Raw genomic sequence first — 14282 nt, forward strand, 5'->3', positions numbered from 1 at the left:
CCACCCCATGCCGCCCCCAGGTGAGGGGCGCCCTCTCGCGTTTCCCCCACGCGTGAAGTGGCTGTCGGCGCTCCCTCGCGATCAGGGTGGCAGGGGAGTGCGAAGCTCACGCTGGAACGAGCTATCTGTGATCAAAGAGTCACATAAAGCTATTGTCGGGGTGAGGCGGCGGGCCAGTCGCAGTCGAGGTGCTTGATGCCGTTGATGAAGTTGGAGAACAGGCGGGACGGGCGGCCCGTCGCGCGGATCTCGGGGACGCGGGTGAACAGCTCGCGGAACATCACGGTGATCTCGCGGCGGGCCAGGTTGGCGCCGAGGCAGAAGTGGGGGCCGGGGCCGCCGAAGCCGACGTGGGGGTTCGGGGAGCGGGTGATGTCGAAGGCGTCGGGGTCGGTGAAGACGGCGGCGTCGCGGTTCGCCGAGTTGTAGAACAGCAGCACCTTGTCGCCCGGCTCGTAGTGGCGGCCGTTCATGTCGTGGGGGCGGGTCACCGTGCGGCGGAACTGGATGACCGGCGTCGCCATCCGGACGATCTCCTCGACGGCGCCGCCGATGCGGGCGTCGAAGTCGCCGAGCAGCAGCGCGCGCTGCGCCGGGTTGTCGGTGAGCAGCTTCAGCCCGTGCGACATGGCGTTGCGGGTCGTCTCGTTGCCCGCGACGACCAGCAGGATGAAGAACGAGCCGATCTCCTGGTCGGTCAGCGTCTCGCCGTCGATGTCGGCGGTCACCAGCGCCGACATCAGGTCGTCGCCGGGGTCGCGGCGGCGCCGCCGCGCCAGCTTCATGGCCAGGTGGTTCAGCTCGTAGCCGGCGGCGAGCACCGACGCGAGCCCGTACAGCGTCCCGGTGCGGGTGATGCCGCTCGCCGAGAGCCGCCGGCCGCCGGTGTACTCGGGGTCGCCGAGCCCGAGGATGATGTTGGTCTTGCGGTAGACGGTCGGCCGCACCGCCGCGGGGATGCCCATCATGTCGCAGATGACCTGGAGGGGGAGCCGCGCCGCGACCTTGGCGACGAAGTCGCCGGGGCCGTCGCGCAGCAGGTCGTCGACGATGCGGGTCGCGCTCGCCTGGAGGTCGGTCTCCAGCTTGGCGAGGACGCGCGGGGTGAACGCGCGCGAGACCACCCGGCGGATCTTGGCGTGCCGCGGGTCGTCCATGTTGATCATCGAGCCGAAGTAGCGCGCCAGGTAGGGCGGCAGGTCGGTCAGGCTGTTGGAGCACGGCTCGCTGGAGAACACCTCGGTGTTGCGGCTCGCCTCGACGACGTCGGCGTGCCGGACGAGCGCGTAGTAGCCCTCGCCGGTCTTCAGGAACGGCACCTTCAGCTCGGTGAAGAACTCCGGGGCGTCCCGCTCGCGCAGCGCGGCGAACGCGGCGTCGCGCTCGCGCCTCGGCCGCGCCCAGAAGTCCAGATCGGACAGGTCGATCGCCCGCTCCACCTGTGCCGTCATGCCGCACCACCGTCCCGGGGCCAGAACCACGTTCGGTTTCCTAGTGGACCGGCCCCGGGCGGCGGCGTCAAGGCGCTAGCAGAGGCGCGTTCCGCAGACCTCGGGCAGGTAGGCGGAGATCGAGAAGTAGTGCCACTGCAGATCCTCGTCGATCGCCTGGAACTTCACGGTGATCGTCTGCTCGTACCGCGTGGCGGGCACCACGATGTCGCAGTGCGGGTTGGTCCAGCAGGTCTTCCTGACGATCTGGCTGGTGTCGGGGGCCGTCCAGTAGTAGTTGCCGATCACCAGCCCCTCGACGCCGAAGTCCAGCAGGTAGGCGGAGTCGGCGTAGTAGGTGCCGCAGGAGCCGGTGCCGATCCCGCCGGACACGCCGGTGTTGTTGCCGATCACCTGGCAGCGGAGGGTGGGGTTGGGCACCGTGGCCGCCGCTGCGGGCTTCGGCGGCGCCGCCAGCGAGGGCGGCGCCGTGGCGAATGCCAGGCAGAGCAGGGCCGCCGTCAGGGCGGCGATGGTCCGTAGCAAGACGAACTCCTCGTGTTCGTGGGGCGCGCGCGACGCGCGGGCCGAGTGGCGCGGGGTGTCCGTACGGGTCGCGAACCGTCGACGGGGATCACGGGGCGCCGCGTGCGCCGGTTCGACGAGCGGCGCCCCGTGACCGGATCAGGTCAGGCGGCCGCCGGGAACCGGCGCCGCAGGACGGCGCGCTCGCCCGCCGTCCAGGCGGAGCCCGCCAGCAGGTACAGCCCGGCGGCCAGCGGGACGACCGCGGCCGCCGCGACCGTCGCGAACGGCACCAGCCGCAGCGGGCCGGCGGGCATCTGCCGGGCGGACCACCAGGCGACGGCGGCGAGCAGCGCGAACAGGCCGAGGAAGACCAGCGACGCCGGGGCGAGCAGCCCGGCGCCGCCGCCGACCAGCCCGATCCAGTTCTGGCCGAGCGGCGCGGCGAGCAGCGTGTGGGCGAGCAGCAGGTTCTGGTGCCCGGCGATCACCGACCGGGTGAACAGCCGGTACATGACCAGGAAGAACGGCCACTGGAGCAGGGCGGGCAGGCACCCCGCCAGCGGCGAGGCGCCCTCGGCCGAGTAGAGCGCGGCGGTCTCGCGGCGCAGGCGCGCGGGGTCCCCGGCGTGCCGGTCGCGCAGCTCCTTCATCTGCGGCAGCAGCCGCGCCTGGGACCGCCGGCCGCGCGCCTGCGCGACCGCCAGCGGCGCCAGCGCGAGCCGGACGGCGAGGGTGAACACCAGGATCGCGGCGGCGGTGGCGAGGCCGCCGGCGAGCGGCGCGAGCAGGCCGGCCAGCCCGGACACCGCCCGGTAGGCGAGGGAGACGGGAAGATCGAACATGGCGGAAGAGCCCTTCCGGGAGAGAGGGGAAGCGGAACGTCTCCGCCCGGCCGGGCACGGCGGCTCAGCGGGCGGCGGCGCGGGCTCCCGGGGCTCTCGGACGGGGCCGCCCGGCCGCGTCCGGGTCGCGCTGCGGCAGGAACGCCGTGCGCAGGGTCCGGTCGCGCAGCGCGGTCCGCAACCGGGCCAGGACGGCCGACGGCTCGCGCCGCGGCCCGACCGCGAGCGCGATGACCAGCAGCGCCGCCACCGCCAGCGCCGCGACGCCCGCGCCCGGCGCCCCGCCGGGAACGACGCCTCCCGCCGCCCCCAAGCCCGCCAGCGTCCCCACCAGCACGCCGACCGCCCGCAACAGCGCGGCGATCGGCCCGGCGAACCCGCCGGCCGCCCGCGACGACGCGCTGTCCGGTGGGCCGAGGAGTGCGGTAGCTCCGATAACCGGCCGCAGCAGCGAGGCGACCGGCAGCCCGAGGAAGGCGGCCGTCCTGCCGACCGTCCGCAGCGGTGCGGCGATCGGCTCGGCGAATCCGCCGGCCGTCCGCAGCGGTGCGGCGGGCCGGGCGGCGTGCGGCCTCGGCATGCGTCCTCCCTGCCCCGAATCTAACCCCGCAGGCCGGCCCCGCGCCCGCCCGCGCCGCACGCGACCAGGTGGTCACGAGACGTTGACTTGCGGCGTGTTGCGCATTTGGAACGCTCCAAATGCGCAACACGCCGCAAGTCAACGGAGGGTGACCGGGTGGTCGGGGGTGACGGGGGCGGGGTCAGGGGAGGGGGTGCAGGGCCAGGAGGGCGAGGGCGGTGGGGAGGGTGAGGGCGGTGAGGCGGGTGATCCAGGGGAGGCGGGCGGCGATCGCGGCGTCGCGGTCGGGGTCGCGGGACCAGAGGGTGAGGGCGGCGCTCAGCGCGCGGCCCGCGCCGAAGGCCAGGCCGGCCAGCAGGGACGGCAGGGGTCCTTGGTGGCTGAGGAGGAGGCCGAGCGCGAGGACGTAGGGGGTGCTCGCCGACACGTAGGTGCGGACGCCGGTTCCCAGCTCGAAGCCGAACTGGAGGGTGCCGCGCCGCAGGCGTGTCTGGAGGACCTCCTGCGGGATCTGCCGGGCGTTCTGGGGCAGCGGCAGCCGCACCAGCCCGAATTCGCGCAGGGCGCCCAGGACGGCCACCGCGACGACGAGCCAAGCGCGCGCGCCGGACGGCAGCGGTTCGGCGAGGCCCGACAACAGCCAGAGGACCGTCGCGCTGAGGGTGCCCCCGAACAGCAGTCCGAGGGTGAAAACGGCGAGGAGTTCGTCCTGCCGTACGGAACCCCGCCAACCTGGCGAGAACAGCACGCTTTCGCTGTTGCGCGTTCAGACGCTTCCCGACAGCGCGAACCCGGCGAGGGCGCCGACCGAGGTCCAGCAGAGGACGGTCGCGTCCAGCGCGGCGGCGGCGACCGCCAGCAGCGCGAGGGCGGCGACCGGTAGCAGCGGCTCGGTGAGGCCCCGCCGGGCGCGCCCGGCGGTCAGTGGTTGCACGCCATCGACTTCCGGCAGATGGTCTTGTACCAGTTGCCCTTCTTGGACTTCTTCCAGCCGTCGTGGCAGCGCCAGGTGACGCCCTTGGCGCAGCTCCCGCACGGCTTGGTGTACGCCCAGATCCAGCCGTCGTAGGAGCCGCCGTAGCACTGGTTCGGGCGCAGCTTGTAGCGGCCCGGGTCCGACACGCCCGACTTGTGGAAGCCCTTGTACTTGCCGCTCGTCCGGCAGCACACCGAGCACACCAGGCTCGGCCCGCAGCCGGGGGAGCAGTTGTGGTTGGCGGCGTAGGACGGGCAGCGCGGGTAGATGTCGTAGTAGCCGACGAGCTCGAACCCCGACTGGACGGCCTTGCGCGCCGGCGGGAACACCCCGAGCGCGTTCAGGCCGACGGCGGTGCCCGCGCCGACCAGGCCCGTCAGGACGCTGCGGCGGACCGGCCGGACGCGCGCCTCGCGGGCGGGCCCGCGCCGCCGGACCCGCTCGGCGGTGTGCGGCCGGGGGCCGCGCAGCGGCGGGACGTCCTCGTACTCGATCATCGGGCTCCCTCCAGGTTCAGCAGCTCGCGCAGCGCCTCCGCCGAGCCGACCGGCTCGGACGCGGTGACCCGGCCGTGCCCGTCGACCAGCACCGCGAACGGCGTGGCGGGCACCCGGTAGTCGGTGAACAGGCCCTCGCCCTCGCCCGCCAGCACGGTGATCTCGGGGGCGAGGCCGTCGGCGGCCGGGCCGGAGAACACCGCGTGCAGCGGGCGCCCGAGGCCGTCCGCGGCGTCCAGGACCTCGCCGCAGACGCCGCAGTCGCGGTCCAGGAACAGCAGCAGGCCCGGCCCGAGGCGGTCGAAGCCGGGGGCGGCGGCGCCGGGTTCGGGGCCGAGCGCGGTGCGGCGCGGCGCGCCGTCGGTGAGCGCGTGCACCTGCCGGACGAGGCCGGCGACGACGAGCGCGAGCAGCGCGATCGCGACCCACGACAGCAGCAGCGCGCTGGTCTGGAAGCTCATCGGGCGGGACTCCTCTCCGCCGCCCCCGGGGCGGCGGGGTCGGCCAGGGCGTGCGGCAGCGTTCCGAGCAGGACGGCGAGGGCGAGGCCGGCGACGGCCGCGACGGCGGTGTGCGCGAGGGGCGCGCCGTCCGGCAGGCCCGCCAGCGCCCCGCCGAGGGCGAGCAGCGCGAGCCCGGCGGCGCGGGCGGCGACCCAGCCCGTCATCGGGGTGGTGGAACCGGCGCATCCGCAGGGCACCCGCCCGCCGCGGGCGCGCGCCACGTACGCGGAGTAGGCGGCGTAGACCGCCAGCAGGGCTGCGGCGCCGCCGAGCCCGGCGCGAAACGCCGCGTCCCAGCGCCCGGCGAGACCCGCCAGGGCGACGGCTGCGGCGCCCGCCTCGGTCAGGACGGCGAGCGCGGCGGCCAGGACGGGGACGGGCGCCGCGCGCGGCAGCACCCGGTGAGCGCGCAGGGCGTCCGGCAGCGCGGACGGCCGGCGCGCCTGACCGGCCAGGGAGACGAGGAGCGCCAGCGGGACCGCGACGGCGGCGGCGCCCGCCGCCAGCACCGTCATCCGCGGACCGCCTCGACCGCCAGCTTGGCGAGGTTCCCCGGCGTCTCGCGCACCCGGTGCTCGTCCGGCAGGACGGTGACCAGCAGTGACTTCAGCGCCAGCAGGAAGTAGGGGCCCTGCCCCTCCACCTCGTCGCGGAACAGCTCGCCGCCCGCGACGGACGCGCCGCGCCACCCCGGCAGGCGCCGCCGGGTCTGCGCGGTGAGCGCGGTGAACTCCAGCAGCCCGAGGCCCGGCACCTCCTTGACCATCTCGGCCGGGTCGGGCCGGTAGGCGCGGCCCGTCGGGGTCGCGGTGACGCCGTCGTCGTGCTCGGCGAGCCGCACGGTCGCGAAGAACGCCACGGCGTCGGCGGCCCGGCCGTGGTAGACGTGCGTGAACACCGCGTGCCGGCGGCCCTCCCAGACGGCGGCGAGGACCGGGTCGGTGAGGCCGGTGTCGGGGTCGCGGGTGCTGGTGCGGCCGATGCGGAGCCGCCCGTCCTGGGTGCGGAACTCCTGCTCGAAGCGCTTCACGCCGATGTCCTCGGCCCAGGCGTGCGCGTCGTCGCGGGTGCCGCTGGACAGCTCGTGCAGCCGGCCCGCGACGGCGATGCGCGTCACCGAGGTGACGGGGCGGCCGAGGTCGTGGGAGCCGGTCAGCCGGACCCGCGTGCCGTCGAGGGAGCGATGGGTGACCTGGCGTCGCATTCGTGACCCCTTCGGCCTGGGAGTACGGTCTGTGACGTGGCTGACGGTACGCGCGTCCCGGCGCGGAGCGCGCCAAACGTGCCACAAGTGGTCAGGCGGTAATCTCGGCGGGTGAACCGTTCCACCCTGACCGTCCCTCCCGCGGGCACCCCCCAGCCCGAGCCGCACCCCGAGGCCAGCGTCGGCGTCCCCCTCGGCCCGCACTACGCGCGGTGCTTCGGCTGCGGCCCCGACCACCCGACGGGCCTGCACCTGGAGGCGGTCAGCCACGACGGGCTGAGCGTCCACGCCGAGTTCACCGTCGGGGACCTGCACCAGGGCGCGCCCGGCCTCGCCCACGGCGGCGTTTTGGCGACGGCCATCGACGAGGCGCTCGGTATGGTCGTCTGGCTGCTCCGCAAGCCGTACGTGACCGGCCGCCTGGAGACCGACTACCTGCGGCCGGTGCCGGTGGGCACCACGCTGCTCATCACCACCCGCTGCACCGGCGTCGTCGGCCGCAAGGCCTACCTGGAGGCCGAGGCGCGGCTGGACGCGCCGGACGGGCCGGTGGCGGTGCGCGGGGCCGCGGTGTTCGTCGAGGTGCCGGCCGCCCACTTCGAGCGGCACGGCGGCGGGGCCGGCGGCATGGTCCCCGGCCGCGAGGTCAACCCCTGATCGATCCCTGGAACGCGGAGGTGGAGGCGTGGCCGACAAGGTCGACGTGCTGATCAAGCGGCTCGATCCGGGCCTGCCGGTGCCGGCGTACGCGCACCCCGGCGACGCGGGCGCCGACCTGGTCGCCGCCGCGGACGTCGAGCTGGCCCCCGGGGAGCGCGCCGTCGTCCCGACGGGCGTGGCGATCGCGCTGCCCGACGGCTACGCCGCGTTCGTGCACCCGAGGTCCGGTTTGGGCGCTAGGTTTGGGGTGACGATTGTCAACGCACCCGGTACGGTCGACGCCGGATATCGGGGTGAGATCAAGGTGACCCTGCTGAACACCGACCTCCGCGACACCGTCCGGCTGCGCCGGGGGGACCGGATCGCGCAGCTGGTCGTGCAGCGCGTGGAGCGCGCGGTCTTCCACGAGGTCACCGAGCTTCCGGGATCCGCCCGCGGCGCCGGCGGGTTCGGCTCCACCGGCGGGTTCCCGGGCCATCAGCACAGTCAAGAAGGAGCGTGAGTCGTGGCTTTTGGACGTCGCCGGCCGGCCGAGGAGGCGGGCCAGTCCGCGGACACCTCGGACGAGCAGGTCGAGGCGGCCGAGGCAGCCGAGGCGGAGACCGCGGACGCCGCCGAGATCGAGGGCGGCCCCTGGGACTCGGAGGAGGCCCACCCCGAGATCCAGCGGCTCGACTTCGGCTCGATGCAGATCCCGGTCGCGCCGGGCCTCGGCTTCCAGGTGAACTTCGAGGCCACCCAGGTGGACGAGGAGGGCAACCCGCTGGACGGCCGCCCCGTCGCGGTGCTCGTCCAGTACGGCGAGAGCGCCATGCAGCTCCAGGTGTTCGCCGCGCCGAAGCGGAGCGGCATCTGGGAGGACGTGCGGCGCGAGACCGCCCGGGACATCACCGAGGAGGCCGGCGGGCAGACCCAGGAGGGCGAGGGCCCGTTCGGCCCCGAGCTGCTCGCCATGGTCCCGGCCGCGCTGACCGAGGAGGTCCTCGCGGAGATGCCGGCCGAGGTGAAGGAGCAGATCCCGGCCGAGTTCATCGAGCAGGGCTGGGCGCCGCAGATCATCCGCTTCCTCGGCGTGGACGGCCCGCGCTGGTTCCTGCAGGCCGTGGTGCAGGGCGCCGCGATCGAGGACGAGGAGCAGTGGCAGGTGCTGGAGGACGTGTTCCGCGGCATCGTGGTGAGCCGCGGCGACGCGCCGATGCCGCCGCGCGACCTGCTCCCGCTGGAGATCCCCAAGGAGTTCAGCGAGGGCGGCGACGAGGAGGAGGAGAACGTGCAGACGTTCGACCCCTTCGAGCGCGGCCCGGAGATCACCGAGGTCCGCTAGACGCCGTTTCCCGGGAGCCCGCCGCGTCCGATCACGGACGCGGCGGGCTCCCGCGCGTCCGGAGGGGTTGCCAGGACGCCGCTCCGGGTGGTTGATCGAGGCATGTCGAAGAGGACGCGCAAGCGGCGCGCGCGGAAGCGCCGCAAGGCCAACAAGGGCAAGCGGCCGAACGCCCGCCGCTAGGGCCCCGTCAGGGCCGCGCGGCGCGGACGGCGTCGGCGAGGGCGGGGTTGCGGTGGACCGGGTCGGTCCGCAGCGCGCGGACGACCCGGTCCACGACCTCGCGCGGCTTGTCCTGGCTCAGCTTGGCCTTGCCGGCCACGCGGGAGGGCCGCATCCGGAACCCCAGGACGCCCGGCAGGAGGCGGTGGGCGTACCCGGCCACGCTCGACAGCCGCCACGGGTCGGGGCGGCCGGCCTCGAAGTGGTCGACGGTCAACGACAGCAGCCGGTAGGTGTCGTCCGGGCCGAGGATCTCCGGCCGCCCGTACAGGTGCGCGACGACGAAGTCCCAGGTCGGTGTGTAGGGGCCGGCCTCGTAGAAGGTCGCGGGAACGTAGCCGTCCGGGCCCTGGACGATCAGGACGGCGTCGTGGTCGCCGAGGCGCTGCGCGAGCGGGTCGGCCCGGTTCAGGTGGCCGAGGACGGTGAGGCCGTGCGGGTCGTCCGGGTCGAGGACCACCGGCAGGTGCGACACCTCCGGCGCCTCCCCGGCGGCGGCCGCGACCATCGTGACCCAGCCGTGGCCGTGCACGAGGGCGCGCAGCGCGGCGGTGTCGGTGATCGCGAACTCGGGCTGCTCCAGCATGCCCACCGGTCTGCCCGCGCGGCGGGCCGTCCACGACGGGCGCGGCGCAGCGATGGCCGTCCCTTGGGACGATCTTCACGGTGCGGGCGCGCTTGCGGGCCGCCGCGGCGGGCATGTCCACGGCCGGAGGTGGTCGCGATGGGATCCGGGAAGCGCGGTACGCGGTGGCGGGAGCTGCCCGCGCGGCGGCGCGCGGCGATCGGAGCGGCGGGGACGGTGCAGGTCGCGCTGCTCGCGGCGGCCCTGCTGGACCTGCAGCGGCGCCCGGCCGAGCGGGTGAACGGGCCGAAGCGGCTCTGGTACGCGGCGTCGTTCGTCAATTTCGTCGGACCGATCGCCTACTTCGCGGTCGGCCGTAAACGGTGATCGCGGCCGTTCCCGCCAGTTCGGGCTGACCCGTCCGTAAGATCTTCCTGACCGCCGGCCCCGTCAGCGAGGATCCGCATGGCCCCCGAGAGCGCACCGCAGGGCATCGACACCGGCCGGCCGAGCGTGGCGCGCGTCTACGACGCGGCGCTCGGCGGCAAGGACAACTTCGCGGTGGACCGGGAGGCGCTCGCCCGCCTCCAAGAGGGCCTCCCCGAGGTCATCAGCATGGCCCGGGTCAACCGCGCCACGCTGGGACGCGCGGTGCGCGCGATGGCGGCGGCCGGCATCGACCAGTTCCTCGACCTCGGCGCCGGGCTGCCGTCGTCGGAGAACACCCACCAGGTCGCCCAGCGCGCGAACCCGCGCGCGCGCGTCGCCTACGTCGACAAGGACCCGATCGTCCTCGCGCACGGCCGCGCGCTGCTCGCCGAGAACGACCGGACGGCCGTCATCACCGCCGACATGCGCGACCCGGCGGCGGTGCTCGCCGCCCCCGAGGTGAAGCGGCTCATCGACACCTCCCGCCCGGTCGGCGTCATGATGATCGCGATCCTGCACCACCTGCACGACGACGAGGACCCGAAGGGGATCGTGGACGCCTACATGGCGGCGGTGCCGCCCGGCAGCCACCTGATCGTCACGCACTTCTGCGACTACAGCCCCGTCGCGGCGGCCCTGCAGGAGCGGTTCCTGCAGCTCCTCGGCACCGGCCGCTTCCGCACCCCGGCCGAGATCGAGTCCTTCTTCGACGGCTACGAGCTGCTCGACCCCGGCGTCGTCCCGAACCCGTACTGGCGCCCGGACGAGCCGCCGCCCGCCGAGCTGTCGATCGCCCAGCAGCTCCACTACACCGGCATGGCCCGCAAGCGCTGACGCCCGCTCACCCCCCGTCCAGCCGCCGCAGCCGCGCGGCGAGGCCGGGATGGTCGCTGCCCGCGCTCGCCCACCGCCCCTTCGCGGGCCGCCCGACGCCGTTGGCGGCGGCCGTCTTCTCCAGCGCCGACCGCAGCGCCCCCGGCGAGGCGATCCGCGCGGCGAGCTCGTCGGCGGCGCGCTCCCGCCGCCCCGCCGTCCCGAGCTGGGCGGCGAGCACGGCGGGCACCACCAGCGACCCGGCGATCCCCCACAGGTGGGGGACCACCGCGGCCAGCACCGCCACGGCACCGACGGCGAGAAGGCACGCGCCGGCGGTGACGTAGCGGAGGCGGGCGCCGTGCCGCAGGCGGGCGTGGGCGCACTCGTGCGCCATGACGGCGTCCAGCTCGGCGTCGTCGAGCACCTCCAGCAGCCGGCCGGAGACGACGGCGCGGCGCCGCCGGGGCCTGCCCGTCAGCCGGGCCGCCGCGACGTTGCCGGTGTCCCACAGCAGCGTGCTCCGCACCGGGACGCCCGCCGCCGCGCAGGCCGCCACGACCCGCTCGCTCCGCCCGGCGGGCAGCGGCCGCGCACCGTAGACCGGGCGCGAGGCCAGCGGCGCCAGCACGACGAACGCGACGAGGACGACGCTCAGGCCCAGGGCGAGGACCAGCGGCTCCCGATCGGGGCAGAGGCCCATGACGAGTCCCACCGACAGGACGAGGGGCACCCGCAAGAACAGCATCTCGCGCCAGGTGTGGACGATCTGCGGTCCGGTCATGATCGGCGGGATACCCCGGCGCGGCGGGCCGTCCCCGGTTCCGCTGGCCGCATACGGCCACCGGTCGAAGATCCTCCGGGTGCGCGGTTCCCGGCGGGGCGGCGGGGAAGGGACGCTCCGCGAACGATCTTCCGCCCCTGGAGGCCCCGGATGTCCAGCGCCCCGCTCTACGTCTTCGCCGCGGCGGCGATCGTGCTCGGTGCCGCCCAGCTCGCCTGGCCGGACGCGCTGGCGCGGAGGTCCGGCCCCTTCGGCGGCCGGCCCGGCGACGAGGAGGTCCGCCTGCGGCGCCCGATGCTCCGCGCCGTCGGCGCGCTCATGGTCGTCGGCGGTGCAGTGGCGCTGCTGGTGGCGAGTGGCGTGCTGGAGGGCGGGTACCGGCTGGCCGGGCTCGGGCCCGTGGTGCTGGGGCTGGCCGTGGCGGGCGCCAACCGGCGCGTCGCGGAGGTCCAGGCGTTGCAGATGCGGCGCACGTCGCCGCGCTGGGCCAAGCCGGGCGACGAGACCTACTGGCGCCGGACGCAGATCCTGCTGCGCTGCGTCGCCGTCTTCGTCGGCGGCGCGATGGCCGTCCTCGGCGTCCTCGCCCTCCTCGGCGTCATCGGCCCGGAGGGCTGACGGGCGCCACCACGGCCGGCGCGGGCCATGGAGAACCCCCAGCGCGGATCCCAGCGGACCGCTACCGGGGGCTTCTGGGTCCGGGGTTACAGCGCCTTGACCGCCGCGATCAGCGCACGGGCGTTCTCGCGGCTCACGGTGACGTGGCCGGCGGCACGGTTCTTCGTGTCGCGGATACCGATCACACCGGTGGCGTTCGCCAGCTCGACACAGGCGTCTCCATTGTCGTGGCTTTTCGTGCTCTTGCGCCACGGCGCGTTGCTCAGGTCCATTTCTCCTCGATCACCCTCCTGATAAGCGCTCGCGACCCTTCGACGTTCAGCGATCGCGCGGTGAGCGTAGCAAACGCGCTCGCCACCCTGGAGAGTTCGGCCGGGTCGGTCGTGGTGAGGCCGCCGACGGCACTCGGGATGTAGGCGGTCTCGCGCCCGCCCCGCTGGGTGGCGATATGGAATTCGCCCCACACGCCTCGGTAGTGGTGGAACGGCGCCACCTGGATATGCACGTTTTCGCGGTCGCTCACGTCCCACAGGAATTCGAGCTGTTCGCGCATGATCTCGGGCGAACCGACTTCGGTGTACAGCACCGCTTCGGAAAGGACCGCGCAGATCGTTGGAGGGTCGTCGCGCTCCAGAACGCGCTGCCTGTCGAGACGGTTCGCGAGGTCGCTCTCATTGCGGAGCAGCGCGGCGGCGTACGCCTTGGTCTGGAGGAGGCCGTAGACGCAGGTGTGTTCGTAGGCGCGCAGCATCACGGCCTTCTGCTCGTCGCGCTCGTAGTCCGCGAAGAACGTGGGATAGCGCTGCTCGTGCAGGGGTTCGATGTTCTCGTGCCACGCTTCGATGACGGCGCCGTCGGCATTGACGGCCGGGTCCAGCCGGATCGCGAAGTCCTCGCGGCACTGGGCCCTGCCGGTCTCTACCTGGCTGATGTAGGAGCGCACGACGTTCAGGCCTGTGGCCACGGCGTCCTGGGTGAGGCGTGATTTCCGGCGATAGCGCAGCACGACCCTGCCGAAGGCGATGGACTCGACCGTTTGCGCAGGGTTGGGCATTGGAGGTCCCTTGTTTCGCCGTGAGCGGATGTCGGTGAAAGTGAGCGCGTCAGTCTTTGTGGGGGATCCGGGGAGCATTGGTGCGCTCAACCAGCCACATTACGCCATCTGAACGATTCTGTCACCAGTCGTATTCGAGGAGTGATCAGAGGAGGTGCCGGGTGAAGCGGATCAGGATCGCACCACCGCCGCCGAGCGCGAACGGCCGTGCCATTCTCAAGATCGACGCCGCGCCCGATCAGGTGCGGACCGGGCGGGTGTGGGTCGGCGACTGGGTCTACGACCACGGCTTCACCGCCGACGCCGGCGCCGTGGCGGAAATGGTCGCCTCGGAACTGATCACCAATGCGCTGCGGCACGGCGGGACGGCGGGCGGGGTGATCGAGATCCGTGCCTTTCTCGACCTCGGACGGCGGGCCGTGGTGGAAGTGCTCGATGCGAGCGACCGGCCGCCGCGCGTTCTCGGCGACGACCTGAGCGGTGAGGGAGGGCGCGGGCTGTTCCTGGTCCGGCTCGCCGCGCGTGAGCTCGCGTGGCACCCCCTCAAGGGCGGCGGCAAAGCCGTGTGGTGCGTGCTGGACGCCGAGCGGGAGTGACGGCGGGCGCGGCCCGCGTTAGGGGGGCGTTAAGCGTGGCGGCGGGGGTGTTAAGGGGGCGCTAAGGGCGCCCTTGATGCCCTCTATCTGGAGTTTTACTCCTCGAAGGGTCCTCAGCCGAGGGCCCCGAGAGGGGAGGGCGTCGTGATCCGGTCGGAGGCCGCCGCGTGGTCGCTCGCCGGTGGCGCGTTCAGCGTGTTCGCCGTCGCGGTCGTGGCCAAGGGCGCGCCCTGGCCGTTCGCGTTCGCCGTCCTCGGGCTCGCCGTGGCCGGCTGGGCGCTGCACGGCGGCCCCGCCGCCGGCGGCGCGCTCGGCGCGATCGCCTGGGCGGTCGGCACCGGGTTCGATGTCGCCGGGAACGGCACGCTCGCACCCGAAGGCGCCGCCGACGCCGGACGGGCCGCCGCGCTCGTCGCGGCCGGGCTCGCCGCGGGCGCCGCCGGGCGCTGGCTCGCCCGCACCGGCGACGAGCCCGGCGGCGCGTCCCCTCTCGTTCCCGAGGACCGCCCGGTCCCCGGCACCCTCCCTGTCCCGGTCATGCGGACCCCCGCGCGGACGCCCGTCCGGACCGGTGCACCGACCAAGGAAACCCACCATGCCTGACGTGGCCTTCGTCCTGCTGACAGTCGCGGTGTTCGCGCTGCTCGGCCTGCTGGT

23 protein-coding genes are annotated in these 14282 nt (G+C 74.3%); 9 read left to right on the forward strand and 14 right to left on the reverse strand.

Going from position 1 to position 14282, the window contains the following annotated elements; translation table 11 throughout:
* Positions 1 to 149: 149 nt before the first annotated feature.
* The 10 genes from K1Y72_RS07335 to K1Y72_RS07380 all read right to left on the reverse strand — a co-directional run bounded on the left by K1Y72_RS07335 (position 150) and on the right by K1Y72_RS07380 (position 6560).
* Positions 150 to 1451, reverse strand: a complete 1302-nt coding sequence (locus K1Y72_RS07335) for a cytochrome P450 (protein WP_220164559.1) — start codon at positions 1449 to 1451, stop codon at positions 150 to 152.
* Between the two features lie 75 nt (positions 1452 to 1526).
* Entirely contained in the window at positions 1527 to 1976 is a 450-nt protein-coding gene (locus K1Y72_RS07340; protein WP_220164560.1) for a hypothetical protein, read from the reverse strand.
* Positions 1977 to 2119: 143 nt separating this feature from the next.
* Positions 2120 to 2800 carry a YidC/Oxa1 family membrane protein insertase gene (locus K1Y72_RS07345; protein ID WP_220164561.1) on the reverse strand — a complete coding sequence of 227 codons (681 nt, stop codon included), beginning with the start codon at positions 2798 to 2800 and terminating at the stop codon, positions 2120 to 2122.
* Positions 2801 to 2864: 64 nt separating this feature from the next.
* The gene (locus tag K1Y72_RS07350; protein ID WP_220164562.1) at positions 2865 to 3380 is read right to left on the reverse strand and encodes a DUF6412 domain-containing protein; all 516 of its coding nucleotides are present in this window, start codon (positions 3378 to 3380) and stop codon (positions 2865 to 2867) included.
* A gap of 181 nt (positions 3381 to 3561) precedes the next feature.
* The gene (locus K1Y72_RS07355) at positions 3562 to 4128 is read right to left on the reverse strand and encodes a hypothetical protein (RefSeq protein WP_220164563.1); all 567 of its coding nucleotides are present in this window, start codon (positions 4126 to 4128) and stop codon (positions 3562 to 3564) included.
* Between the two features lie 18 nt (positions 4129 to 4146).
* Positions 4147 to 4314, reverse strand: a complete 168-nt coding sequence (locus K1Y72_RS07360; protein WP_220164564.1) for a hypothetical protein — start codon at positions 4312 to 4314, stop codon at positions 4147 to 4149.
* Positions 4302 to 4853: a hypothetical protein gene (locus K1Y72_RS07365; protein WP_220164565.1), complete on the reverse strand. Its 552-nt coding sequence runs from the start codon at positions 4851 to 4853 to the stop codon at positions 4302 to 4304. The genes K1Y72_RS07360 and K1Y72_RS07365 overlap by 13 nt, the downstream gene beginning before the upstream one ends.
* Positions 4850 to 5314 (reverse strand): hypothetical protein, encoded by a 465-nt coding sequence (locus K1Y72_RS07370; protein WP_220164566.1) that lies wholly within the window; start codon positions 5312 to 5314, stop codon positions 4850 to 4852. The genes K1Y72_RS07365 and K1Y72_RS07370 overlap by 4 nt, the downstream gene beginning before the upstream one ends.
* The gene (locus tag K1Y72_RS07375) at positions 5311 to 5871 is read right to left on the reverse strand and encodes a MauE/DoxX family redox-associated membrane protein (RefSeq protein ID WP_220164568.1); all 561 of its coding nucleotides are present in this window, start codon (positions 5869 to 5871) and stop codon (positions 5311 to 5313) included. The genes K1Y72_RS07370 and K1Y72_RS07375 overlap by 4 nt, the downstream gene beginning before the upstream one ends.
* Positions 5868 to 6560, reverse strand: coding sequence for a hypothetical protein (locus K1Y72_RS07380; RefSeq protein ID WP_220164570.1), 693 nt, complete (start codon positions 6558 to 6560; stop codon positions 5868 to 5870). Before K1Y72_RS07380 ends, K1Y72_RS07375 begins: the two co-directional genes overlap by 4 nt.
* Before the next feature lie 111 nt (positions 6561 to 6671).
* Here K1Y72_RS07380 and K1Y72_RS07385 point away from each other — a divergent pair, with 111 nt between their 5' ends.
* The 4 genes from K1Y72_RS07385 (at position 6672) to K1Y72_RS37560 (ending at position 8727) form a co-directional block, all read left to right on the forward strand.
* Positions 6672 to 7217 (forward strand): PaaI family thioesterase, encoded by a 546-nt coding sequence (locus tag K1Y72_RS07385; RefSeq protein ID WP_220164572.1) that lies wholly within the window; start codon positions 6672 to 6674, stop codon positions 7215 to 7217.
* Between the two features lie 28 nt (positions 7218 to 7245).
* Positions 7246 to 7722 (forward strand): dUTP diphosphatase, encoded by a 477-nt coding sequence (dut, locus tag K1Y72_RS07390; protein ID WP_220164574.1) that lies wholly within the window; start codon positions 7246 to 7248, stop codon positions 7720 to 7722.
* 3 nt (positions 7723 to 7725) lie between these two features.
* Positions 7726 to 8544 (forward strand): DUF3710 domain-containing protein, encoded by an 819-nt coding sequence (locus K1Y72_RS07395; protein WP_220164576.1) that lies wholly within the window; start codon positions 7726 to 7728, stop codon positions 8542 to 8544.
* Positions 8545 to 8646: 102 nt separating this feature from the next.
* The gene (locus tag K1Y72_RS37560; protein ID WP_372452858.1) at positions 8647 to 8727 is read left to right on the forward strand and encodes a 50S ribosomal protein bL37; all 81 of its coding nucleotides are present in this window, start codon (positions 8647 to 8649) and stop codon (positions 8725 to 8727) included.
* A 7-nt stretch (positions 8728 to 8734) separates the two neighbouring features.
* On the opposite strand, the gene K1Y72_RS07400 is transcribed toward K1Y72_RS37560, so the two are convergent.
* Positions 8735 to 9352 (reverse strand): FMN-binding negative transcriptional regulator, encoded by a 618-nt coding sequence (locus K1Y72_RS07400; RefSeq protein ID WP_220164578.1) that lies wholly within the window; start codon positions 9350 to 9352, stop codon positions 8735 to 8737.
* Positions 9353 to 9490: 138 nt separating this feature from the next.
* Between K1Y72_RS07400 and K1Y72_RS07405 the strand changes: the two genes are divergently transcribed.
* Positions 9491 to 9718: a PLDc N-terminal domain-containing protein gene (locus K1Y72_RS07405; protein WP_220164580.1), complete on the forward strand. Its 228-nt coding sequence runs from the start codon at positions 9491 to 9493 to the stop codon at positions 9716 to 9718.
* Between the two features lie 78 nt (positions 9719 to 9796).
* Entirely contained in the window at positions 9797 to 10594 is a 798-nt protein-coding gene (locus K1Y72_RS07410) for an SAM-dependent methyltransferase (RefSeq protein WP_220164582.1), read from the forward strand.
* A 7-nt stretch (positions 10595 to 10601) separates the two neighbouring features.
* On the opposite strand, the gene K1Y72_RS07415 is transcribed toward K1Y72_RS07410, so the two are convergent.
* The gene (locus K1Y72_RS07415) at positions 10602 to 11357 is read right to left on the reverse strand and encodes a M48 family metallopeptidase (protein WP_220164584.1); all 756 of its coding nucleotides are present in this window, start codon (positions 11355 to 11357) and stop codon (positions 10602 to 10604) included.
* Between the two features lie 150 nt (positions 11358 to 11507).
* On the opposite strand from K1Y72_RS07415, the gene K1Y72_RS07420 reads away from it, so the two are divergent.
* Positions 11508 to 11975 carry a hypothetical protein gene (locus tag K1Y72_RS07420; protein ID WP_220164586.1) on the forward strand — a complete coding sequence of 156 codons (468 nt, stop codon included), beginning with the start codon at positions 11508 to 11510 and terminating at the stop codon, positions 11973 to 11975.
* Between the two features lie 86 nt (positions 11976 to 12061).
* On the opposite strand, the gene K1Y72_RS07425 is transcribed toward K1Y72_RS07420, so the two are convergent.
* Both K1Y72_RS07425 and K1Y72_RS07430 read right to left on the reverse strand, forming a co-directional pair.
* Positions 12062 to 12247, reverse strand: a complete 186-nt coding sequence (locus K1Y72_RS07425) for a DUF397 domain-containing protein (protein ID WP_220164587.1) — start codon at positions 12245 to 12247, stop codon at positions 12062 to 12064.
* Positions 12238 to 13029: a helix-turn-helix domain-containing protein gene (locus tag K1Y72_RS07430; protein WP_220164589.1), complete on the reverse strand. Its 792-nt coding sequence runs from the start codon at positions 13027 to 13029 to the stop codon at positions 12238 to 12240. The genes K1Y72_RS07425 and K1Y72_RS07430 overlap by 10 nt, the downstream gene beginning before the upstream one ends.
* 161 nt (positions 13030 to 13190) lie before the next feature.
* Here K1Y72_RS07430 and K1Y72_RS07435 point away from each other — a divergent pair, with 161 nt between their 5' ends.
* On the forward strand, positions 13191 to 13625 hold the full coding sequence (locus tag K1Y72_RS07435; protein ID WP_220164591.1) for an ATP-binding protein: 435 nt from the start codon (positions 13191 to 13193) through the stop codon (positions 13623 to 13625).
* Positions 13626 to 13769: 144 nt separating this feature from the next.
* Positions 13770 to 14228, forward strand: coding sequence for a hypothetical protein (locus K1Y72_RS07440; protein WP_220164593.1), 459 nt, complete (start codon positions 13770 to 13772; stop codon positions 14226 to 14228).
* Positions 14229 to 14282: the final 54 nt, after the last annotated feature.

The organism is Actinomadura parmotrematis, assembly GCF_019458805.1.
GTDB classification, from domain to species: domain Bacteria; phylum Actinomycetota; class Actinomycetes; order Streptosporangiales; family Streptosporangiaceae; genus Spirillospora; species Spirillospora parmotrematis.